Origin of the sequence: Paracoccus liaowanqingii (genome assembly GCF_004683865.2) — a bacterium.
GTDB lineage: Bacteria > Pseudomonadota > Alphaproteobacteria > Rhodobacterales > Rhodobacteraceae > Paracoccus > Paracoccus liaowanqingii.
The window spans coordinates 2,691,007-2,712,367 of sequence record NZ_CP038439.1 but is presented as its reverse complement, the minus strand read 5'-3'; the positions used below and the strand labels follow the sequence as shown (position 1 = coordinate 2,712,367).

The following is a 21,361-nucleotide window of genomic DNA, read 5'->3' as shown; positions in this document are numbered from 1 at the left end:
TCGCCATGGGTAAGGAAAACAATCCGCGCCGCGTGGCGGAGAACGAGGCCTTCGCCAAGACGAAGATGCTTCGCACCTCGCCGCAGAAACTGAACCTGGTCGCACAGCTGATCCGGGGCAAGAAGGTCGACAAGGCGCTGTCCGACCTGACCTTCTCGCACAAGCGGATCGCCGGTGACGTGAAGAAGTGCCTGCAGTCGGCCATCGCGAATGCCGAGAACAACCACGGTCTGGACGTCGACAATCTGGTCGTCGCCGAGGCCTGGGTCGGCAAGAACCTGGTGATGAAGCGTGGCCGTCCGCGGGCACGTGGCCGCTTCGGCAAGATCATGAAGCCGTTTTCGGAAATCACCATCAAGGTGCGCCAAGTCGAGGAGCAAGCGTAATGGGTCAGAAGGTCAATCCGATCGGCATGCGCCTCCAGGTCAACCGCACCTGGGACAGCCGCTGGTACGCCGACGACAAGGACTATGGCAATCTGCTGCTTGAAGACCTGAAGATCCGGGGCTTCATCCATACGGAGGCCAAGCAGGCCGGCATCAGCCGCGTCATCATCGAGCGTCCCCACAAGAAGTGCCGCGTGACCATTCACGCCGCACGCCCCGGTGTCATCATCGGCAAGAAGGGCGCGGATATCGAAACCCTGCGCAAGAAGCTGGCGAACTTCACCGACAGCGAGCTGCACCTGAACATCGTCGAAGTGCGCAAGCCCGACGTCGATGCGCAGCTGGTCGCCGAGTCGATCGCCCAGCAGCTGGAGCGTCGGGTCTCGTTCCGCCGCGCCATGAAGCGCTCGGTCCAGAACGCGATGCGCATGGGGGCCCTGGGCATCCGTGTGAACGTCGCCGGCCGTCTCGGCGGTGCCGAGATCGCACGGACCGAATGGTATCGCGAAGGTCGTGTGCCGCTGCACACGCTGCGCGCCGATATCGATTATGCACTGTCCGAAGCCACGACCCCGTACGGGATCATCGGTGTGAAGGTGTGGATCTTCAAGGGCGAGATCATGGAACATGATCCCCAGGCCCATGATCGCCGCACTGCCGAGGCTCAGGAAGGCCCCGCGCCCCGTGGCCCGCGCCGCGACGCCCGGTAAGGAGTAGAAAACATGCTGCAACCGAAACGGACGAAGTTCCGCAAACAGCACAAGGGCCGGATCCATGGCGAGGCAAAGGGCGGGTTCGACCTGAACTTCGGCTCGTTCGCCCTGAAGGCCACCGAGCCCGAGCGTGTGACCGCGCGGCAGATCGAGGCGGCCCGCCGCGCGATCACCCGCCACATGAAGCGTCAGGGCCGGGTCTGGATCCGGATCTTCCCGGACGTCCCGGTCTCGTCAAAGCCCACCGAAGTGCGGATGGGCAAGGGGAAGGGCTCGGTCGACTTCTGGGCGGCCCGGGTCCATCCCGGCCGGATCATGTTCGAAATCGACGGCGTCAATGACGTCATCGCCCGCGAGGCCCTGCGCCTCGGCGCGATGAAGCTGCCGGTCCTGACCCGGATCGTGGCGCGCGAAGACTGGTGAGGGGTCGGGTGGGGGTGAACCCCACCCTGCGACCGCCGAACAAAGGCTCCGCCGGGCGACCGGCGGGGCCTCCTTTTTTCCGGCTCCGGGGAAAAGGGTTGCAATCGGGGTGCTGCGCCTGTATGCGCAGGCCTTCATCACGAAACTCCACCGGAATCAGGGTGGCCCTGGCGACAGGGGCTCTCCGGTGATGTTGAAAGGAAGACGCGTCATGGACGCCAAAGAATTGCTGACGAAGACGCCCGACCAGCTGAAGGATCAGCTGGTTGCGCTGAAGAAAGAGGCCTTCAACCTGCGTTTCCAGCAGGCGACCGGCCAGCTTGAAAGCACCGCCCGCATGCGTGTCGTCCGTCGCGACGTTGCCCGTGTGAAGACGATTCTGAACCAGAAAGCGGCAGACGCCGCGGCCTCGAACTAAGGAGCCCCGGTCATGCCCAAACGCATTCTGCAAGGCCGCGTCACCAGCGACAAGAACGAACAGACGATCACCGTCTCTGTCGAGCGCCGCTTCAAGCATCCCGTGCTGCACAAGATCGTGCGCTCGTCGAAGAAATACCGCGCGCATGACGCGCAGAACCAGTTCAAGATCGGGGACCTCGTTCGCATCGTCGAATGCGCCCCGATCTCGAAGACGAAACGCTGGACTGTCCTGACGGACGAAGCGGCTTCGGCCTAAAAGTCCATCATCACAGATCAGAAATGATCGAAACCCTGGGGCGCCATGTGGCGGTCCCCAAAGGTCGGGAGAAACCAAATGATCCAGATGCAGACCAATCTGGATGTTGCTGATAACTCGGGCGCTCGCCGGGTTCAGTGCATCAAGGTCCTGGGTGGTTCGCACCGTCGCTATGCGTCGGTGGGCGACATCATCGTCGTGTCCGTGAAGGAAGCCATCCCTCGGGGCCGGGTGAAGAAGGGGGACGTCCGCAAGGCCGTCGTCGTTCGCACCGCCAAGGAAGTGAACCGTGAAGACGGCACCTCCATCCGCTTCGACCGCAACGCCGCCGTCATCCTGAACAATCAGGGCGAGCCGGTCGGCACCCGCATCTTCGGGCCGGTCGTGCGCGAACTGCGCGCGAAGAACTTCATGAAGATCATCTCGCTTGCGCCGGAGGTGCTGTAATGGCTGCCAAGCTGAAAAAAGGCGACAAGGTCGTCGTGCTGGCCGGCAAGGACAAGGGCAAGCAGGGTGAGATCACCGCTGTCATGCCCAAGGACAACAAGGCCGTCGTCGACGGCGTGAACGTTGCCATCCGCCACACCAAGCAGTCCCAGAACAGCCAAGGCGGCCGCGTGGCGAAAGCCATGCCGATCGACCTGTCGAACCTGGCGCTGATGGACAAGGACGGCAAGGCCACCCGCGTCGGCTTCCGCATGGAAGACGGCGGCAAGGTCCGCTTTGCCAAGACCACGGGAGACGTGATCTGATGCTGGACGACGCAAAATACACGCCCCGCCTGCGCGCGGTGTTCCAAGAGACGATCAAGGCCGCGCTGAAGGAAGAGTTCAGCTACAAGAACGACATGCAGATCCCGCGTCTGGACAAGATCGTCCTGAACATGGGTGTCGGCGAGGCCGTCAAGGACACCAAGAAGGTCAAGCAGGCCGCCGACGAGCTGTCGCTGATCGCCGGTCAGAAGGCCGTCATCACCCATGCCAAGAAGTCGATCGCCGGCTTCCGCGTGCGGGAGGAGATGCCTCTGGGCTGCAAGGTGACCCTGCGCGGCGACCGGATGTACGAATTCCTGGACCGCCTGATCAACATCGCCCTGCCCCGCGTCCGCGACTTCCGCGGCGTCAAGTCGTCGTCCTTCGACGGCCGTGGCAACTATGCGATGGGCCTGAAAGAACACATCGTGTTCCCGGAAATCAACTTCGACAAGGTCGACGAAGTTCTGGGGATGGACATCATCATCTGCACCAACGCGAAGACCGACGCGGAAGCGAAGTCGCTGTTGAAGCATTTCAACATGCCGTTCACCAGCTGATCGCGGAGGGAAAGAAGATATGGCAAAGAAATCCATGGTCGAGCGCGAGAAGAAGCGCGAACGTCTGGTCCAGCAGTACGCCGCAAAGCGTGCCGAGCTGAACGAGGTCATCAAGGACCAGTCCCGCCCGATGGAAGAGCGGTTCAAGGCCACGCTGAAGCTGGCCGAACTGCCGCGCAATTCGTCGGCCACGCGTCTGCACAACCGGTGCCAGCTTACCGGTCGTCCGCATGCGTATTACCGCAAACTGAAACTGTCGCGGATCATGCTGCGCGAGCTCGGCTCGCTCGGTCAGATCCCCGGCCTGGTCAAGTCCAGCTGGTAAGGGGGCACACAACATGATGAACGATCCTCTCGGCGATATGCTGACCCGCATCCGCAATGCGCAGATGCGCGGCAAATCGACCGTCCGCACCCCCGCCTCCAAGCTGCGCGCTTGGGTTTTGGACGTGCTCAAGAACGAAGGTTACATCCGCGGCTATGAGGAAGTGACCACGACCGAAGGCCACAAAGAGCTGGAAATCGGTCTGAAGTACCACGACGGCAGCCCGGTCATCCGGGAACTGTCGCGGGTCTCGAAGCCTGGTCGCCGGGTCTATACCGGCGCCAAGGAAATCCCGCAGGTCCGTCAAGGTCTGGGCGTCTCGATCGTCTCGACCCCGAAGGGCGTCATGTCGGATGCAGCGGCTCGCCACGCCAACGTCGGCGGCGAAGTCCTCTGCACCGTGTTCTAAGGAGGGCAGAATGTCTCGTATTGGTAAGAAGCCGGTCGAACTGCCCAAGGGCGTGACGGCCGAGATCAAGGGTCAGACCATCGAAGTGAAGGGGCCGAAAGGCGCCCGCAGCTTCACGGCGACCGATGATGTGGATCTGGTGCTGGAAGACGGTTCCGTCGCGGTCAAGCCGCGCGGATTGTCCAAGCGCGCGCGCCAGCAGTGGGGGATGACCCGCTCGATGGTCGAGAATCTGACCGTGGGCGTGTCCACCGGGTTCAAGAAAGAGCTGGAAATCCAGGGTGTGGGTTACCGCGCCAACATGCAGGGCAAGGACCTGAAGTTGGCCCTGGGTTACTCGCATGACGTGATCTTCGAGGTTCCGGAAGGCGTGACCGTCTCGGCCCCGAAGCAGACCGAAATCGTTGTGGAAGGCATGGACCAGCAGCTTGTTGGCCAGGTCGCCGCGAACATCCGCGAGTGGCGCAAGCCCGAGCCCTACAAGGGCAAGGGCATCCGCTACAAGGGCGAGTTCGTCTTCCGCAAGGAAGGCAAGAAGAAGTAAGGGGCGCATGAAATGGCACTGAAAAAGCAAGAGCTGTTCCAGAAGCGCCGCATGCGTGTTCGGAACAAACTGCGGGCGATGTCGAACGGTCGTCCGCGCATGTCGATCCACCGGTCATCGAAGAACATCTTCGTTCAGGTCATCGACGACCTGAAGGGCGTGACCCTGGCCTCGGCCAGCACGCTGGAGAAGGACTTCGGCCTGGTCGGCAAGAACAACGTCGAGGCTGCGGCCAAGATCGGCGCCGCGATTGCCGAGCGTGCGAAAGCCGCCGGCGTCGAGGAGGTCGTGTTCGACCGTGGCGGCTTCATCTTCCACGGGAAGGTCAAGGCCCTGGCCGACGCCGCCCGCGAGGGTGGCCTCAAGTTCTGATCCTGCGGGTGGCGCCTTCCTTGCGGAGGGCGCCGCCCCGATGATCCGGGAACCCGCCCCTTGCCTTGGGGCGGTTCACCGGGATCGAGACAACCGGCGCCAGGCGCGCGCCACCTGATAAGGAATGCCTCATGGCAGAACGTGACAACAATCGCCGGGGCGGTCGCAATGACCGCGAAGAGAACCCGGAATTCCAGGACCGCTTGGTTGCCATCAACCGCGTGTCCAAGACCGTCAAGGGCGGCAAGCGCTTTGGCTTCGCGGCTCTGGTCGTCGTGGGCGACCAGCGCGGCCGCGTCGGTTTCGGCAAGGGCAAGGCCAAGGAGGTCCCCGAGGCCATCCGCAAGGCGACCGAGCAGGCCAAGCGCGGTCTGGTCCGCGTGCCGCTGCGCGACGGCCGCACCCTGCACCATGACATCGAAGGCCGTCATGGCGCCGGCAAGGTGATCATGCGCACCGCCGTTCCGGGCACCGGCATCATCGCGGGCGGCCCGATGCGCGCCGTGTTCGAGATGCTGGGCGTGCAGGACGTCGTGGCCAAGTCGCAGGGGTCGCAGAACCCCTACAACATGATCCGCGCCACGATCGACGGCCTGAAGAAGGAATCGAGCCCCCGTTCGGTCGCGACCCGTCGCGGCAAGAAGGTGGCCGACATCCTGCCGCAGGCTTCCACTCCGACCGACAAGACGGCTGACGCCGTCGCCGTCGACGCGTAAGGAGCAGCAGACATGGCAACCATCGTCGTCAAGCAGATCGGGTCCCCGATCCGCCGCCCCGCCGAACAGCGCGCGACCCTGAAGGGTCTGGGCCTGAACAAGATGAACCGCACCCGCGAGTTGGAGGACACTCCCTCCGTGCGCGGCATGGTCAACAAGATCCCGCATCTTGTGACCATCATCGAAGAAAAGAACTGATCGGATCGGGGCGCTTCGGCGTCCCGCCTCAGTCGGAGAAGGGCCGGGATCCGCATCCCGGCCCTTTGTGCATGTCCTGCCCGAACCCTGGGCAGGCCAGAAATCGCGCGCAATAGAGTCTCGCTTGCAACCTTGGGTTGCTGTAGCATCGGATCGAGACGCTGCGACCTGGCCCCCGATGATGCGATCCCTGTTCGTCCTGCTGCTTTGCCTGACACCCCTGGCCGCCGCCGCGGGCCCCTGGCCCCGCGAGCCGGGGCAGACCTTCCTGTCGCTGTCGGTCGAGCGGGATGTCGAGGGCAACCGCTATGCCAGCCTCTACGGCGAATACGGGCTGGCGGTGACGACCCTGGGGCTGGAGGTCGGCCGTTCGGGGCAGGGGGACCTCAGCGCGGTGGTCTGGGCGCAGCGATCGCTGGACGACGGTCAGGGGCCGCATCGGGTCAGCCTGTCGGCCGGGGCAGGGGTCGTGCGGCGGCAGGACCGGACCCTGCCGGTGGCGCAGGGGACGCTGGCCTGGGGCCGGGGCTTCGAGGGCCCGGCGGGCGGCGGCTGGATGACGGCGCAGCTGACCGCGCGGGCCGCCGGGGGGCCGGACCTGCCCGACGCGACGGGCGGCACTGCCGCCGCGCGGGCCTTCCGCATCGCCGAGACCACGCTCAAGGCCGACCTGACCCTGGGGCTGCGCCCCACCGATCGGCTGATGGTCGTCAACAGCCTGTGGCTGGAGGATCGGCGCGAAGCCGAGGCCACGGCCAAGCTGGCCTCGTCGCTGGTCTTCGCGGTTCATGGCCCGGTGCAGCTGGAGCTGGGGCTGGTCCAGCCGCTGCACGGTCCCGCCGAACGGGCGGTCAGGATTGGCAGCTGGCTGGCCTTCTAGCGCGCGTCGCTGCAGGCATAGACCGCGCCGCCCACCGCGACGACGCTGACCGCCGCCCCGGCGATCACCGCGGGGGCCGAGGCGACCGCCGCCGCCGCCCCGCCGATGGAGCCGAGCGCGCTGGTGATGGTTCCCGCCGTCCCCGACAGGATCACCGCGCCCGACTTCGTGCCCGCCGCCGTCTCGACCCCGTTGAAGCTGCGCCGCGCCGCCGCCCCCGCGATGGCGACCGAGGCCTCGCGCGTGCGGTTCACGCGGCGGCACAGGCCCGAGGGTTCCTCGCAGCGGCCATAGGCGTCGCGCGGGCCCAGGTCATAGCCGATCACGGATTCGCTGCCCTCGTCATGGCGCAGGCAGAAGGGGCCGCGCTCGTCGTCGCTCAGTTCCGGGGTCAGGCTGCGCAGGACCACATAGCTGGGGCAGGCCTCGCCGCCGATCCGCGCGGCCAGCTGTTCGCGCCGGGAATAGTTCTCGGACAGCCGTGCCTCGGCCTTGTCATAGCCCATCACCACGTCGCGGTCGTTGATGCGCGCGGTGCAGAAGGTGGGCTCGGCCTCTTGCGCAAGCGCGGGGGCGGCGGCCAGCAGGGCCAGGGCGATGAGGGTCGGACGGAACATGGGATGCCTTCGGGGTCTTGGGTTCGCCCCTAGGTAGCAAGCGGGGCGGGGCACTCAAGACACAAGCTGGTGTGAGGGGTTCGTTTCCGCAGGCCCTGTGGCAGATCGCTTGAACGCGGAGAGGTTTGCGCGTATAGCCCGCCGGTGCCTAATGGCACAGTGATTCATCAATCAAGAAAAGCCGTGGCCCCCTGTTTCGCTTCGAGGGTGTGTCCGGCAGAGGAGAAGCGACATGAAACTGCATGAAATCCGCGACAACGACGGCGCCAACCGCACCAAGAAGCGCGTCGCGCGCGGCCCGGGTTCGGGCAAGGGCAAGACCGCCGGGCGCGGCATCAAGGGTCAGAAGTCCCGCTCGGGTGTGGCCATCGGCGGATACGAGGGCGGCCAGATGCCGCTGTACCGCCGCCTGCCCAAGCGCGGCTTCACCAAGCCGAACGCCAAGCATTATGCCGTCGTGAACCTGGGCCAGATCCAGGGCTTCATCGACGCCGGCAAGATCGACGGCGCGGCCGAACTGACCGAGGACGCGCTGGTCGCGTCGGGCCTGGTGCGCCGCAAGCTGGACGGCATCCGTCTGCTGGCCAAGGGCGAGCTGAAGGGTGGCCTGACCATCACCGTCACGGGCGCGTCGAAGGCGGCCGTCGAGGCGGTCGAGAAAGCCGGCGGCAAGGTCCAGCTGCCCGCGCAAGCAGCAGCGGCGGCTGAATAAGCTGTTGATCGGGGCGCATCCGCCCCATAGATAGCAACTAGGTTTTCAGGCGCCGCCGGTCCCCGCGAAAACGGGCCGGCGGCGCTGTCATGACACGGGACGGAACAGCATGGCGTCAGCCGCAGAACAGATGGCCGCGAACCTCTCCTGGGGGCAGCTCGGCCGGGCCACGGAACTTCGCCAGCGGATCTGGTTCACGATCGGCGTGCTGATCATGTACCGCATCGGCACCTACATCCCGGTGCCTGGCATCGACGGCGCCGCGCTGCGCAACTTCATGGAGCAGGCGTCCACCGGCATCGGCGGCATGCTGTCCATGTTCACCGGCGGCGCGCTTGGCCGGATGGGCGTCTTCGCGCTTGGCATCATGCCCTACATCTCGGCCTCGATCATCGTGCAGCTTCTGACCTCGATGGTCCCGTCGCTGGAACAGCTGAAGAAGGAAGGCGAGCAGGGCCGCAAGAAGATCAACCAGTACACCCGCTATGGCACCGTGGCGCTGGCGCTGTTCCAGGCCTATGGCCTGGCCCGCAGCCTGGAGGCCGGGGGCCTGGCGCACGAGCCGGGGCTGTTCTTCCAGGCATCGGTGGTCATCACGCTGGTCGGCGGCACCATGTTCCTGATGTGGCTGGGCGAGCAGATCACCGCGCGCGGCGTCGGCAACGGCATCTCGCTGATCATCTTCGTGGGCATCCTGGCCGAGATCCCGGCCGCGCTGGCGACCTTCTTCCAGCAGGGCCGCACGGGCGCCATCTCGACCCCGGTGATCCTGTTCGTGATCGTGATGCTGGTGGCCATCATCGCCTTCGTGGTCTTCATGGAACGGGCGCTGCGCAAGATCCGCATCCAGTATCCCCGGCGCCAGGTCGGCATGAAGGTCTATGACGGCCAGACCAGCCACCTGCCGGTCAAGGTCAACCCCGCCGGCGTGATCCCCGCGATCTTCGCCAGCTCGCTTCTGCTGCTGCCGATCACCATCTCGACCTTCTCGGGCAACGAGGCCGGGCCGGTCATGTCGGTGATCCTGGCCTATTTCGGCCCCGGGCAGCCGCTGTACCTGCTGTTCTTCGCGGCGATGATCGTCTTCTTCACCTACTTCTACACCCAGAACGTGTCCTTCAAGACCGACGACGTGGCCGAGAACCTGAAGAACCAGGGCGGCTTCATCCCCGGCATCCGGCCGGGCAAGCGGACCCAGGACTATCTGGACTATGTGGTGAACCGCCTGCTGGTCATCGGCTCGGGCTATCTGGCCCTCGTCTGCCTGATGCCCGAGATCCTGCGCGACCAGTTCTCGATCCCGGTCTATCTGGGCGGCACCTCGGTGCTGATCGTGGTCTCGGTCACCATGGACACGATCAACCAGGTGCAGAGCCACCTGCTGGCGCATCAGTACGAGGGGCTGATCGAGAAATCGCAGCTGCGCGGCAAGCGCAAGCCCGGCACGCCCAAGCCGCGCCGCACACCGTCGCGGCGCTGAGGAGCCGCCGCGACACCGGATCAACCGTTGCTGACAAGGCCACATGAAGGGCCATCAATCCGAGGGGGACACGCCATGACCATCAACATCATCCTGCTGGGGCCGCCGGGCGCGGGCAAGGGCACCCAGGCCCGGCGCCTCGTCGAGGAGCGGGGCATGGTCCAGCTGTCCACCGGGGACATGCTGCGCGCCGCGCGGTCCTCGGGGACCGAGATGGGCCGGATGGTGGCCGGGGTTATGGATCGGGGCGAGCTGGTCACCGACGAGATCGTCATCGGCCTGATCCGCGAGCAGCTGGCCTCTGGCGGCAACGGCTTCATCTTCGACGGCTTCCCCCGCACCCTGCCGCAGGCCGATGCCTTGGGCGCGCTGCTGGCCGAGACCGGGATGACCCTGGACGCGGTGATCGAGATGCAGGTCGATGACGAGGCGCTGGTGCGCCGCATCACCGGCCGCTTCACCTGCGGCAATTGCGGCGAGGTCTATCACGACGAGACGAAGCCCACGCAGGTGCCCGGCACCTGCGACGCCTGCGGATCGACCAACCTGATGCGGCGGGCCGACGACAATGCCGACAGCCTCAAGACGCGGCTGCTGGAATATTACAAGAAGACCTCGCCGCTGATCGGCTACTACTATGCCAAGGACAAGCTGGCGCAGGTCGACGGGCTGGCCGAGATGGACGAGGTATCGTCCCAGATTGCCGCCGCGCTGACGGCTTGACCTTGTCGTGAACTGCCGATAAGTCACACCATCTCGCAAGAGAATCACCCGGATCGCGGGTGGACCATCGATTTGGCCCGAAGGCACAGCTTTCGGGCCTTGCGTTGTGAAAAAAGGTTCCGGCGTTACGGAACCGCAACTGAAAAGGAAAACGCGTGGCTCGTATTGCTGGCGTCAACATTCCGACGGGGAAACGCGTCCCCATCGCACTGACCTACATCCATGGCATCGGCTCGCTCTTCGCGACGCAGATCTGCGAAGCGACCGGGATCGACCAGTCCCGCCGCATCAACGACCTGTCGGATGCCGAGGTCCTGTCCATCCGCGAATACATCGATGCCAACCTGACCGTCGAGGGCGACCTGCGCCGCGAAGTCCAGATGAACATCAAGCGCATGATGGACCTGGGCTCGTATCGCGGTCTTCGCCACCGTCGCGGCCTTCCGGTCCGTGGCCAGCGCACGCACACCAATGCGCGCACCCGCAAGGGCCCGGCCAAGCCGATCGCCGGCAAGAAGAAATAAGGGGCAAGCGACATGGCACGTGACAAGACCCGCATGAAGCGCAAGGAACGCAAGAACATCGCCACCGGCGTTGCGCATGTGAATTCCAGCTTCAACAACACCAAGATCCTGATCTCGGACGTCCAGGGCAATGCGATCGCATGGTCCTCGGCCGGCACGATGGGCTTCAAGGGTTCGCGCAAGTCGACCCCCTACGCTGCCCAGATGGCTGCCGAAGACGCCGGCCGCAAGGCGCAGGAACATGGCGTCCGCACGCTGGACGTCGAAGTCCAGGGCCCCGGTTCGGGCCGCGAATCGGCGCTGCGCGCGCTGGCCGCCGCCGGCTTCAACATCACGGCCATCCGTGACGTGACGCCGATCGCCCATAACGGCTGCCGCCCGCCCAAGCGTCGGCGCGTCTGATCCTGGATCATCATTGACCGGCCCGCGCGGGATTTCCGCACGGGCCGGACGTTCGCATTTCACCTCGGGCGTTTGCTGCCTTGGACATGGGCGGCAGACAGGTATGGAGGAAAATCCATGATCCACAAGAATTGGGCCGAACTGATCAAGCCCACCCAGCTGGTCGTCAAGCCGGGCGCCGACGCGACCCGCACGGCAACTCTGGTTGCCGAGCCGCTGGAGCGGGGCTTCGGCCTGACGCTTGGCAACGCGCTGCGCCGCGTGCTGATGTCGTCGCTGCAGGGCGGCGCCATCACCGCCGTGCAGATCGATAACGTCCTGCACGAGTTCAGCAGCGTCGCGGGCGTCCGCGAGGACGTGACCGACATCGTCCTGAACCTCAAGGGCGTCACGCTCAAGATGGACGTCGAAGGCCCCAAGCGCCTGACCCTGTCCGCCAAGGGCCCGGGCGAGGTCAAGGCCAGCGACATCCAGGAAACGGCCGGCATCACCGTGCTGAACCGCGACCATGTCATCTGCCACCTCGACGATGGCGCCGAACTGAACATGGAACTGACCGTGCAGACGGGCAAGGGCTATGTTGCCGCAGACAAGAACCGTCCCGAGGATGCGCCCATCGGGCTGATCCCGATCGACGCGATCTTCTCGCCGGTCAAGCGCGTCAGCTACGAGGTCCAGCCCACCCGCGAGGGGCAGGTCCTGGACTATGACAAGCTGACCATGAAGATCGAGACCGACGGATCGCTGACCCCCGAGGATGCCGTGGCCTATGCCGCGCGCATCGTCCAGGACCAGCTGTCGGTGTTCGTGAACTTCGACGAGCCCGAATCGGCGACGCGCCAGGACAGCGACGATGGCCTGGAATTCGATCCGCGCCTGCTGAAGAAGGTCGACGAGCTGGAGCTATCGGTCCGTTCGGCCAACTGCCTCAAGAACGACAACATCGTCTATATCGGCGACCTGATCCAGAAGACCGAGGCCGAGATGCTGCGGACCCCGAACTTCGGCCGCAAGTCCTTGAACGAGATCAAGGAAGTGCTGTCGGGCATGGGCCTGCATCTGGGCATGGACGTGGTCGACTGGCCGCCGGAGAACATCGAGGATCTGGCCAAGCGTTTCGACGACCAGTTCTGAGAGAGACGGCGGGGGTCCTCCCCCGCCGGGACTGCCGGGCATCTGCCCCAAGGAGAGTGGCCCGCACGCATGGGCTGCCGGACAAAGCAAAACACGCACTAGGAGATCATCATGCGTCACGCTCGCGGCTATCGCCGCCTCAACCGGACCCACGAACACCGCAAGGCGCTGTTCGCCAACATGTCGGGCTCGCTCATCGAGCACGAGCAGATCAAGACCACCTTGCCGAAAGCCAAGGAACTGCGTCCGATCGTCGAGAAACTGATCACGCTGGCCAAGCGTGGCGACCTGCATGCGCGCCGCCAGGCGAATTCGCAGCTCAAGCAGGACATGCACGTGGCCAAGCTGTTCGACGTCCTGGGCGAGCGCTACAAGGACCGTCAGGGCGGCTATGTCCGCATCATGAAGGCCGGCTTCCGCTATGGCGACATGGCCCCGATGGCGATCATCGAGCTGGTCGACCGCGACACCTCGGCCAAGGGTGCGGCGGACCGCGCGCGTCTTGAAACCGAATTCGCCTCGGAAGACTGATCTCTTCCCCCTGCGACAAGAATCCCGAAACCCCGGCGCGATCCTCGCGACGGGGTTTTTCCGTTGACAGAAGGGTGTATCGCATGACGTAAGGGCAGACGGTACATCTTGGCTTCCGCCGGAGGCATCCGATGACTATCATCTGCAGGAACGGGCCTATTGATCTTTTTCACCCGCACGTCAGACATGCTGCTTTGACAGGCGGCACAGCCCTGCTGGCAGCGAATAAAAATCAATTGGTTTATTTTGGACATTGACCCCAGCAACATCAATATATCTAAAAAGCCATGTCATCACGTGCAGACATTAACGGTGGACTTCGGAAACTGGGCACGATCGCCCAGGCCGGATATTTTGTAGGCCTGCACATCCGTTTTGCAGCCCCTCTGATGCAATTCCAGACTTATGCAGAAGAATGGTCCGAATTCTATTCCAAGAACGCCTACGCGCTTCGCGACCCCACCATTGCCTGGGGGTTCTCGACGACCGGGGCCTGCCGCTGGTCTGCCCTGCCGATCCCCGATCCGTTCAACATCCTGCGCGATGCGGCGGATCACGGGCTGACCTACGGGCTGACCTTCTCCACCGGCCCCATCGCCTCGCGCACCATCGCCTCGTTCGCCCGGGCGGACCGCGAGTTCTCGGACAAGGAGATCGAGGAGGTCGCGACCACGGTGCAGCGACTGCACGAGCTGACCGAGCCGCCGGCCAGCCTGACCAAGGCCCAGAAGGAAGCCCTGCGCTGCATTGCGCAAGGCGACCGGCATGCCGCCGCCGCCGCCAAGCTTGGCATCACCGAAAGCGCGTTCAAGGCCCGGCTGATCTCGGTCCGCGAACGCCTGAAGGCCCGCACCACGGCCGAGGCGCTGCAAAGGGCCAAGGAATACCGGTTGCTGTAGACTTTACCCGAACGGCCGCGAGGCGGATCTGGGTGCCCTCGTTTCGCCAGGAGTAGAAGATGCAGACCACGACGCTTTCCTTTTCCAATCTCCACAACCACGGAGAGCTGTTCGCCAACCTGTTCCGCGCCCGCAAGCAAAGCTTCATCGTCCAGCAGAACTGGAGCCTCCCCGAATCCGAGGACATGGAGTTCGACCAGTACGACACGCCGCAAAGCCGCTGGATCGCCATCCATGACAAGGGCCTGATCCTGGCGGGCATCCGCCTGACGCCGACCTCGGCCCGCTGCGGCATCTATTCCTACATGATCCGCGATGCGCAGGAGGGGATCCTGGGCGGCTCGATCCCGCAGGACCTGCTGTACGACAAGGCGCCGGTCGATGCGCAGGTCTGGGAATGCTCGCGCGTCTTCGTCAGCCATGCGATCCCGCAGGCCTATCGCCGCAAGGTGCATTTCGCGATGGTCGACGCGATGACCGGATCGGCCCGCGATCTGGGCGCCACGCAGCTGATCGCGCTGACCGGGTCGCACTGGCCGCGCTGGTACGGCCGCTGCGGCCTGACCGCCGCCGCGATCGGCCCCAAGATGCAGATCGACGACGGCGAGTTCCAGTGCGTCGCCATCGACCTGACCGCCAAAATGCACTAGACCCGGCAGGCAAGCGCCCGAAAGGGGAGCCGCCATGGCCGATCTGTTCGACACCGCCCCGCCCTCCGACCCCGCGCCCCCGGCAGGGGTCCGTCCCTTGGCCGACCGCATCCGCCCCGCGCGCCTGTCCGAGGTCATCGGGCAGGCGAAGGTGCTTGGGCCGGACGGTCCGCTTGGTGCCATGCTGGGGGCGGGCAGCCTGTCCTCGCTGATCCTCTGGGGACCAACGGGCGTGGGCAAGACCACCATCGCGCGGCTTCTGGCGGACGAGACGGATCTGGCCTTCGTGCAGATCAGCGCGATCTTCACCGGCGTGCCGGACCTGCGCAAGGTCTTCGAGGCCGCCCGCCTGCGCCGCACGCAGGGCCGCGCCACGCTGCTGTTCGTCGACGAGATCCACCGCTTCAACAAGGCGCAGCAGGACAGCTTCCTGCCGCACATGGAGGATGGGACCATCCTTCTGGTCGGCGCCACGACCGAGAACCCGTCCTTCGAGCTGAACGCCGCGCTGATGTCGCGCGCGCAGGTCGTGGTGCTGGAGCGCCTGTCGCTGGCCGATCTGGAGCTGCTGGCGCAACGTGCCGAACGCGAGCTGGGCCGCAAGCTGCCCTTGGACGCCAAGGCCCGCGACGCGCTGCTGGAGATGGCGGATGGCGACGGCCGCGCCGCGCTGAACCTGATCGAGCAGGTGGCGGCGTGGAAGCTGGCGGGCAAGATCGATCCCGACACTCTGGCGCAGCGGCTGAACAAGCGCGCCGCGAAATACGACAAGTCGGGGGACGAGCATTTCAACCTGATCTCGGCCCTGCACAAGTCGGTGCGGGGCAGCGACCCGGATGCGGCGCTCTACTGGCTGGCGCGGATGCTGGAGGGGGGCGAGGACCCGCGCTATCTGGCCCGCCGCATCACCCGCATGGCGATCGAGGATATCGGCCTGGCCGACCCCGCCGCCGCCCGGCATTGCCTGGATGCCTGGGCGCTGTACGAACGCTTGGGCTCGCCCGAGGGCGAGCTGGCCTTGGGGCAGGCGGTGATCTATCTGGCGCTGGCCCCGAAATCCAACGCGGGCTACGCCGCCTACAAGAACGCCCGCGCCGAGGCCAAACGCACCGGCAGCCTGATGCCTCCCGCCCATATCCTGAACGCGCCCACGAAGATGATGAAGGATCAGGGCTATGGCGAGGGCTATGCCTATGACCACGACGCGACCGACGGGTTCAGCGGCCAGAACTATTTTCCCGACGGGCTGAAGCGCCCGGTGCTGTATGTCCCGGTCGAACGCGGCTTCGAACGCGAGCTGAAGCGCCGCCTGGAATGGTTCGTCAGCCAGCGGCTGAAGCGCGGCGGTTGACTTTGCGCGCGCGCGGCGACACAGACGCGGCCATGAACCCCTTTCTGCAGGTCGCGATCGGCGGGGCCCTGGGCTCGGTCTGCCGCTATGGCATCTACCGGCTGGTGCCGCCGCACTGGGCCTCGGTCGGGCTGGCGACGGGGCTGGTCAATGTGCTGGGCAGCTTCGCGATGGGCCTGCTGGCCGCGCTCTTGGCGCACAGGCTGGGAAATGCCTGGGCCCCCTTGCTGCTGACGGGCCTTCTGGGCGGGTTCACGACATTTTCGGCCTTTTCGCTGGATACGCTGGCGATGTGGGAACGGGGACAGGGCATGATTGCGCTGACCTATGTGGCGGGATCGGTTCTGCTGTCGCTGGCGGCGGTGATGGCGGGTCTGGCCTTGGGACGAGGAATTTGGGCATGAGTGCCGTGCAGACGATCATGGTGGGCGACGACGACGCAGAGATGCGTCTGGACCGCTGGCTGAAGAAACGCTTTCCGCGGCTGTCGCAGGTGGCCATCGAGAAGATGTGCCGCAAGGGAGAGCTGCGCGTCGACGGGGGCCGCGTGAAGGCCGCCACCCGCATCGCGCCGGGGCAGGAGGTGCGCATCCCGCCGCTGCCCGACGCACAGCCCGCGGCCGAACGCTCCGAGCGGCCCCTGGGCCCCCGCGTCAGCGACAGCGACGAGCAGATGATCCAAGGGGCCGTGCTGTGGAAGGACGAGCATATCATCGCCCTGAACAAGCCCCCCGGCCTGCCCAGCCAAGGCGGCAGCGGCCTGGGCGGGCGGCATGTCGACGGGCTGACCACGGCCCTGCTGTTCGGTTTCAAGGAACGGCCCAAGCTGGTCCACCGGCTGGACAAGGACACCTCGGGCGTGCTGCTGCTGGCGCGCACCGACCGGGTGGCGCGCGCGCTGTCCGAGGCGTTCCGGTCGCGCACCACGCGCAAGATCTATTGGGCCGCCGTGGCGGGCGTGCCGCATCCGCGCATGGGCACGATCCGCTACGGTCTGGTCAAGGGCGGCTCGGGGCGCGGCGGCGACAACGAGAAGATGATGGCCGTCCATCCCCGCGACATCGACAAGACCGAGGGCGCCAAGCGCGCCACCACCGATTACGCGGTGCTGGACGCGCTGGCCACGCGGGCCAGCTGGTGCGCGCTGGTGCCGATCACCGGGCGCACGCACCAGCTGCGCGCCCACATGGCGGAACTGGGCCATCCCATCGTCGGCGACGGCAAGTATGGCGGCTCGGGGCAGGAGAACCTGGGCGATGGCTGGGGCGCGCAGCTGGGCGGCGAGATCAGCAAGAAGCTGCATCTGCACGCGCGCTCCATCACCTTCGACCATCCGATCACCAAGAAGCGCATGACGATCACCGCGCCCCTGCCCGAGCATATGGGCCGGACGTGGAAATCCGTGGGCTGGCACGAGAACGACGTGCCCGACGATCCGTTCGCGGAGGTCGAATGAGGCTGGTCGTCTTCGATGTCGACGGCACGCTGATCGACAGCCAGACCCATATCCACCACGCGATGAGCCACGGCTTCGCGCAGGTGGGGCTGGCACCGCTGCCCAAGGCGCAGGTCCTGTCCATCGTCGGCCTGTCGCTGCCCGTGGCGGTGGCGCAGCTGGCGCCCGAGGCGGATGCCGAGATGCAGGCGCGCATCGTGGCGGGCTACAAGGACAGCTTCATGCAGGCGCGGCTGGACCATGCCGCGCCGCTTTACGATGGGGCGATGGACTGCCTCGACCGGCTGGCCGGGCGCGACGACCTGATCCTGGCGGTGGCCACGGGCAAGTCGCGCCGGGGGCTGGACGCGATGATCGCCGCGCATGGGCTGCAGGGGCGGTTCCTTAGCCTGCAGACGGCGGACGGGCATCCGTCGAAGCCGCATCCCTCGATGCTGCAGGCGGCCCTGGCCGAGACGGGGACCGAGGTCGGGCGCGCGGTGATGATCGGCGACACGAGCTTTGACATGGAGATGGCGCGGGCGGCCGGGATGACCGGCTTCGGGGTCAGCTGGGGCTATCACCCCGTCGCGGCGCTGACGCAGGCCGGGGCGGCACGCATCGCGGACGATTTCGCCGCGCTGACGCAGGCCATCGAGGAGTGGGCGGCATGAGCGAATGGAAAGCCCGGCGGTTCTGGACGACGGTCGGCCTGCGCGAGGCCGAGGGCGGGGTCGAGATCCTGCTGGACGACCGCCAGCTGCTGACGCCGGGCAAGCACCGCCTAATCCTGCCGACCGAGGCGCTGGCCCAGGCCGTGGCCGCGGAATGGAAGGCACAGCAGGGCATCATCGACCCCTGGTCCATGCCGCTGACCCGCGCCGTCAATTCGGCGGTCGAGAAGGTCGCCCCGCAGATGGGGGCCGTCGCTGCCATGCTTGCCGAATATGGCGGCACCGACCTGCTGTGTTATCGGGCAACCGAACCCGAGGTGCTGATCGCCCGTCAGGCGAAGGACTGGGATCCGCTGATCGATTGGGCGGCGACGCAATTGCGCGCACCGCTGCGCATCACCCACGGGGTGATTCCGATCGACCAGGATCCGCTCGCCTTGGACCGCCTGCGCGCGCAGATCGACGCGCTGGACCTTTACGGGCTGACCGCATTGCACGATCTGGTCACGATTCCCGGCTCTCTGGTGCTGGGACTGGCGGTCGTGGCGGGGCGCATCGACGGGGCCGAGGCGCACCGGCTGTCGCGCATCGACGAGGATTTCCAGATCGAGCGATGGGGTGCGGATGACGAGGCGCGCGAGGCGGCCGAGGGCCGCAGGCTGTCCATCGGATGGGCAGAACGGCTGTGGACCCTCTCGCGGCGGGGTTGAAAGCGTGTCCTGTTGCGGACGGGGTTCTTGACGCGTGAAGTTGTATCGGCACAATACCGCCTAATAGGACGGCAGTTCGCCGTGCTATGCCGACAAGGGCCCTCAAGGGCCCGCACTGCCTGTGACGGTCCCCCGCGGTCCGCCAGAGGCTCCAACACAGAGGTAGCAATGAAAAAATCGGTTTTCCTGGGAACGGTGGCCGCGACAACGGTGCTGGCAAGCGTGGCGATGGCCCAAGAAGGGGCGACCCTTGCCCAGGTCATGGAGCGCGACGAGCTGAACTGCGGCGTCAATACCGGTCTCGTGGGCTTTGCTGCCCCGGATGCCAACGGCAACTGGACGGGCTTCGATGTCGCCTATTGCCGCGCGCTTGCGGCGGCCGTGCTGGGCGACCCCGAAAAGGTCTCGTTCGTGCCGACCACCGGCCAGACGCGCTTCACCGCGCTCAGCTCGGGCGAAGTGGACGTGCTGGCCCGCAACTCGACCTGGACCTATTCGCGCGACACCGACCTGGCGCTGGATTTCGTGGGCGTCAACTATTACGACGGCCAGGGCTTCATGGTGAACCGTGAGCTGGGCGTGACCTCGGCCAAGGAGCTGGACGGCGCGACCATCTGCATCCAGACCGGCACCACGACCGAACTGAACCTGGCCGACTATTTCCGCGCCAACCAGATGGACTACACGCCCGTCAACATCGACAGCAATGCCGAGGGCGAGCAGCAGTACATGGCCGGTGCCTGCGACGCCTACACGACCGACGCCTCGGGGCTGGCGGCGACGCGGGCGGCCTTCGCCGACCCGGAAAGCCACATCATCCTGCCCGAGATCATCTCGAAGGAGCCGCTTGGCCCGGCCGTGCGCCATGGCGACAACAACTGGGGCGACATCGCCCGCTGGACGCTGAACGCGCTGATCGCCGCCGAGGAATACGGCGTCACCTCGCGCAACATCGAGGAGCTGGTGCGGTCCTCGACCAACCCCGAGGTCCAGCGCCTTCTGGGCACCACCGACGAGCTGGGCGCCATGATGGGCCTGGACGCCGAATGGGCACGCCGCGCGATCCTGGCCAATGGCAACTATGGCGAGATCTTTGCCGCCAATATCGGCGAGCAGACCCCGATCGGCCTGGCCCGCGGCCTGAACGCGCAGTGGACGCAGGGCGGCCTTCTGTACGCGCAGCCCTTCCGCTGATCGGCTGACACGACCGGGGCCGGCCCTTGCAGGGGCCGGCCCCTTTTCGAAACGAGACGACCGACCTTAAACGACCGGCGCAAAGCCGGCTGGCGGTGACAGGGGAAAAGAAGATGACGGACGTCCCGGCCCCGGCGCATGCGCCGTTCCGGCTGAGCATGCTGGTCAACGACCAGCGGTATCGGTCGCTGACCTTTCAGGTCATCGTGTTCATCCTGGTCATGGCCGGCGCGTGGTGGCTGGTCGACAACACGATCCGCAACCTGGCCCTGATGGGCAAGAGCTTCGATTTCGGCTTCCTGTGGAGCCGCGCCGGATACGACATCTCGCAGACCCCGATCCCCTACACGGCCGATGACACCCATCTGCGCGCCTCGGTCGTGGGGCTGCTGAACACGCTGATCGTGGCGGTGCTGGGCTGCATCGCGGCCACCGTGCTGGGCGTGATCGTGGGCGTCTCGCGCCTGTCGAAAAGCTGGCTGTTCGCGCGGCTTATGACCGTCTTCGTCGAGATCTTCCGCAACATGCCGCTGCTGCTGTGGATCCTGATCGTCTATGCGATCTTCACCGAGATCATGCCGCCGCCCAATGCCTATCGCGGCGACGACCCCGCCGCCTCAATGATCTTCTTCGATCATGTGGCGCTGACCAACCGCTATACCGCGATCCCGACCCTGGCGATGACCAACGATCCCGGCAGCCTGGATCTGGGCGCGCGCATCACCTTCAACTGGGCGACCATCGCCTTCGTCGTGGCGCTGGTCGGCGGCTGGTTCATCCGCCGCGCGATCCTGAGCCATGCCCAGGCCGTTCAGGACCGCACCGGCGACCGCCCCGTGACCTGGTGGAAGAACCTGGCCATCATGACCGTGCCCTCGCTGATCCTGATCTGGGTCTTCGGGCTGCATTTCGAGGCGCCGAGCCTGCAGGGCTTCAACTTCACCGGCGGGCTGAACGTGTCGAACTCGCTGGTGGCCCTGTGGCTGGCGCTGACGCTCTACACCGCCGCCTTCATCGCCGAGATCGTGCGCGCGGGCATCCTGTCGGTCAGCCGCGGCCAGTCCGAGGCGGCCTTCGCCCTGGGCCTGCGCCCGAACCGCACGATGAACCTGGTGATCCTGCCGCAGGCGCTGCGGGTGATCATCCCGCCGCTGATCTCGCAATACCTGAACCTGACCAAGAACAGCTCGCTGGCCATCGCGGTCGGCTACATGGACCTGCGCGGCACGCTCGGCGGGACCACGCTGAACCAGACAGGCCGCGAACTGGAGGCCATCGTCTTGATGATGCTGACCTATCTGGTGCTCAGCCTGATCATCTCGTCGGGGATGAACATCTTCAACGCCCGCGTCAAGCTGAAGGAACGGTAAG

32 protein-coding genes are annotated in these 21,361 nt (G+C 65.8%); 31 read left to right on the top strand and 1 reads right to left on the bottom strand.

What is annotated here, in order from left to right; all coding sequences use genetic code 11:
* The first annotated feature begins 5 nt into the window (after positions 1 to 5).
* From rplV to E4191_RS13035, 15 genes are all read left to right on the top strand, one after another.
* On the top strand, positions 6 to 386 hold the full coding sequence (gene rplV / locus E4191_RS13105; protein ID WP_131574402.1) for a 50S ribosomal protein L22: 381 nt from the start codon (positions 6 to 8) through the stop codon (positions 384 to 386).
* Positions 386 to 1,096, top strand: coding sequence for a 30S ribosomal protein S3 (rpsC, locus tag E4191_RS13100; protein ID WP_135313794.1), 711 nt, complete (start codon positions 386 to 388; stop codon positions 1,094 to 1,096). Before rplV ends, rpsC begins: the two co-directional genes overlap by 1 nt.
* 12 nt (positions 1,097 to 1,108) lie before the next feature.
* On the top strand, positions 1,109 to 1,522 hold the full coding sequence (gene rplP / locus E4191_RS13095; RefSeq protein WP_042247870.1) for a 50S ribosomal protein L16: 414 nt from the start codon (positions 1,109 to 1,111) through the stop codon (positions 1,520 to 1,522).
* Between the two features lie 211 nt (positions 1,523 to 1,733).
* On the top strand, positions 1,734 to 1,940 hold the full coding sequence (gene rpmC, locus E4191_RS13090; RefSeq protein WP_135313793.1) for a 50S ribosomal protein L29: 207 nt from the start codon (positions 1,734 to 1,736) through the stop codon (positions 1,938 to 1,940).
* 12 nt (positions 1,941 to 1,952) lie between these two features.
* The gene (gene rpsQ, locus E4191_RS13085; protein ID WP_135313792.1) at positions 1,953 to 2,198 is read left to right on the top strand and encodes a 30S ribosomal protein S17; all 246 of its coding nucleotides are present in this window, start codon (positions 1,953 to 1,955) and stop codon (positions 2,196 to 2,198) included.
* 78 nt (positions 2,199 to 2,276) lie between these two features.
* Positions 2,277 to 2,645 carry a 50S ribosomal protein L14 gene (gene rplN / locus E4191_RS13080; protein ID WP_022708219.1) on the top strand — a complete coding sequence of 123 codons (369 nt, stop codon included), beginning with the start codon at positions 2,277 to 2,279 and terminating at the stop codon, positions 2,643 to 2,645.
* Positions 2,645 to 2,950: a 50S ribosomal protein L24 gene (gene rplX, locus E4191_RS13075; protein ID WP_135313791.1), complete on the top strand. Its 306-nt coding sequence runs from the start codon at positions 2,645 to 2,647 to the stop codon at positions 2,948 to 2,950. Before rplN ends, rplX begins: the two co-directional genes overlap by 1 nt.
* Entirely contained in the window at positions 2,950 to 3,510 is a 561-nt protein-coding gene (rplE, locus tag E4191_RS13070; protein ID WP_135313790.1) for a 50S ribosomal protein L5, read from the top strand. Before rplX ends, rplE begins: the two co-directional genes overlap by 1 nt.
* A gap of 19 nt (positions 3,511 to 3,529) precedes the next feature.
* Complete coding sequence (gene rpsN, locus E4191_RS13065; protein ID WP_135313789.1) at positions 3,530 to 3,835, top strand: 30S ribosomal protein S14; 306 nt, start codon at positions 3,530 to 3,532, stop codon at positions 3,833 to 3,835.
* A 16-nt stretch (positions 3,836 to 3,851) separates the two neighbouring features.
* A complete protein-coding gene (gene rpsH / locus E4191_RS13060) occupies positions 3,852 to 4,244 on the top strand; it encodes a 30S ribosomal protein S8 (RefSeq protein WP_135314472.1) in 393 nt (130 codons plus the stop codon).
* Between the two features lie 10 nt (positions 4,245 to 4,254).
* Positions 4,255 to 4,788 carry a 50S ribosomal protein L6 gene (gene rplF, locus E4191_RS13055; RefSeq protein WP_135313788.1) on the top strand — a complete coding sequence of 178 codons (534 nt, stop codon included), beginning with the start codon at positions 4,255 to 4,257 and terminating at the stop codon, positions 4,786 to 4,788.
* Between the two features lie 12 nt (positions 4,789 to 4,800).
* Positions 4,801 to 5,160, top strand: coding sequence for a 50S ribosomal protein L18 (gene rplR, locus E4191_RS13050; RefSeq protein ID WP_135313787.1), 360 nt, complete (start codon positions 4,801 to 4,803; stop codon positions 5,158 to 5,160).
* A 131-nt stretch (positions 5,161 to 5,291) separates the two neighbouring features.
* Positions 5,292 to 5,876 carry a 30S ribosomal protein S5 gene (gene rpsE, locus E4191_RS13045; protein ID WP_135313786.1) on the top strand — a complete coding sequence of 195 codons (585 nt, stop codon included), beginning with the start codon at positions 5,292 to 5,294 and terminating at the stop codon, positions 5,874 to 5,876.
* Between the two features lie 12 nt (positions 5,877 to 5,888).
* A complete protein-coding gene (rpmD, locus tag E4191_RS13040) occupies positions 5,889 to 6,074 on the top strand; it encodes a 50S ribosomal protein L30 (RefSeq protein WP_135313785.1) in 186 nt (61 codons plus the stop codon).
* A gap of 178 nt (positions 6,075 to 6,252) precedes the next feature.
* Positions 6,253 to 6,954 carry a hypothetical protein gene (locus E4191_RS13035; protein ID WP_135313784.1) on the top strand — a complete coding sequence of 234 codons (702 nt, stop codon included), beginning with the start codon at positions 6,253 to 6,255 and terminating at the stop codon, positions 6,952 to 6,954.
* Here E4191_RS13035 and E4191_RS13030 read toward each other — a convergent pair.
* Positions 6,951 to 7,571: a hypothetical protein gene (locus E4191_RS13030; protein ID WP_135313783.1), complete on the bottom strand. Its 621-nt coding sequence runs from the start codon at positions 7,569 to 7,571 to the stop codon at positions 6,951 to 6,953. The genes E4191_RS13035 and E4191_RS13030 overlap by 4 nt on opposite strands.
* 232 nt (positions 7,572 to 7,803) lie before the next feature.
* Here E4191_RS13030 and rplO point away from each other — a divergent pair, with 232 nt between their 5' ends.
* The 16 genes from rplO to E4191_RS12950 all read left to right on the top strand — a co-directional run bounded on the left by rplO (position 7,804) and on the right by E4191_RS12950 (position 21,360).
* Positions 7,804 to 8,283, top strand: a complete 480-nt coding sequence (gene rplO, locus E4191_RS13025) for a 50S ribosomal protein L15 (protein WP_135313782.1) — start codon at positions 7,804 to 7,806, stop codon at positions 8,281 to 8,283.
* Between the two features lie 109 nt (positions 8,284 to 8,392).
* Positions 8,393 to 9,763, top strand: a complete 1,371-nt coding sequence (secY, locus tag E4191_RS13020) for a preprotein translocase subunit SecY (protein ID WP_135313781.1) — start codon at positions 8,393 to 8,395, stop codon at positions 9,761 to 9,763.
* A 75-nt stretch (positions 9,764 to 9,838) separates the two neighbouring features.
* Positions 9,839 to 10,486 (top strand): adenylate kinase, encoded by a 648-nt coding sequence (locus E4191_RS13015; protein ID WP_135313780.1) that lies wholly within the window; start codon positions 9,839 to 9,841, stop codon positions 10,484 to 10,486.
* A 155-nt stretch (positions 10,487 to 10,641) separates the two neighbouring features.
* Entirely contained in the window at positions 10,642 to 11,010 is a 369-nt protein-coding gene (rpsM, locus tag E4191_RS13010; RefSeq protein ID WP_135313779.1) for a 30S ribosomal protein S13, read from the top strand.
* A gap of 12 nt (positions 11,011 to 11,022) precedes the next feature.
* Positions 11,023 to 11,412, top strand: a complete 390-nt coding sequence (gene rpsK / locus E4191_RS13005; protein WP_042247912.1) for a 30S ribosomal protein S11 — start codon at positions 11,023 to 11,025, stop codon at positions 11,410 to 11,412.
* 117 nt (positions 11,413 to 11,529) lie between these two features.
* Positions 11,530 to 12,546 (top strand): DNA-directed RNA polymerase subunit alpha, encoded by a 1,017-nt coding sequence (locus E4191_RS13000; protein WP_119885000.1) that lies wholly within the window; start codon positions 11,530 to 11,532, stop codon positions 12,544 to 12,546.
* Positions 12,547 to 12,657: 111 nt separating this feature from the next.
* Entirely contained in the window at positions 12,658 to 13,077 is a 420-nt protein-coding gene (gene rplQ / locus E4191_RS12995) for a 50S ribosomal protein L17 (RefSeq protein WP_135313778.1), read from the top strand.
* 287 nt (positions 13,078 to 13,364) lie between these two features.
* A complete protein-coding gene (locus tag E4191_RS12990; RefSeq protein WP_135313777.1) occupies positions 13,365 to 13,976 on the top strand; it encodes a helix-turn-helix transcriptional regulator in 612 nt (203 codons plus the stop codon).
* Between the two features lie 59 nt (positions 13,977 to 14,035).
* A complete protein-coding gene (locus E4191_RS12985) occupies positions 14,036 to 14,626 on the top strand; it encodes an acyl-homoserine-lactone synthase (RefSeq protein WP_135313776.1) in 591 nt (196 codons plus the stop codon).
* A gap of 34 nt (positions 14,627 to 14,660) precedes the next feature.
* Positions 14,661 to 15,977: a replication-associated recombination protein A gene (locus E4191_RS12980; RefSeq protein WP_135313775.1), complete on the top strand. Its 1,317-nt coding sequence runs from the start codon at positions 14,661 to 14,663 to the stop codon at positions 15,975 to 15,977.
* A 32-nt stretch (positions 15,978 to 16,009) separates the two neighbouring features.
* Positions 16,010 to 16,381: a fluoride efflux transporter FluC gene (locus E4191_RS12975; protein WP_135313774.1), complete on the top strand. Its 372-nt coding sequence runs from the start codon at positions 16,010 to 16,012 to the stop codon at positions 16,379 to 16,381.
* Positions 16,378 to 17,433, top strand: coding sequence for an RluA family pseudouridine synthase (locus E4191_RS12970; RefSeq protein ID WP_135313773.1), 1,056 nt, complete (start codon positions 16,378 to 16,380; stop codon positions 17,431 to 17,433). The genes E4191_RS12975 and E4191_RS12970 overlap by 4 nt, the downstream gene beginning before the upstream one ends.
* Entirely contained in the window at positions 17,430 to 18,086 is a 657-nt protein-coding gene (locus E4191_RS12965; protein WP_135313772.1) for an HAD-IA family hydrolase, read from the top strand. Before E4191_RS12970 ends, E4191_RS12965 begins: the two co-directional genes overlap by 4 nt.
* Entirely contained in the window at positions 18,083 to 18,796 is a 714-nt protein-coding gene (locus tag E4191_RS12960; protein ID WP_135313771.1) for an ATP12 family chaperone protein, read from the top strand. The genes E4191_RS12965 and E4191_RS12960 overlap by 4 nt, the downstream gene beginning before the upstream one ends.
* Positions 18,797 to 18,964: 168 nt before the next feature.
* The gene (locus tag E4191_RS12955; protein ID WP_135313770.1) at positions 18,965 to 19,990 is read left to right on the top strand and encodes an amino acid ABC transporter substrate-binding protein; all 1,026 of its coding nucleotides are present in this window, start codon (positions 18,965 to 18,967) and stop codon (positions 19,988 to 19,990) included.
* A 113-nt stretch (positions 19,991 to 20,103) separates the two neighbouring features.
* Positions 20,104 to 21,360, top strand: a complete 1,257-nt coding sequence (locus E4191_RS12950; protein ID WP_205965819.1) for an amino acid ABC transporter permease — start codon at positions 20,104 to 20,106, stop codon at positions 21,358 to 21,360.
* Position 21,361 lies beyond the last annotated feature (1 nt).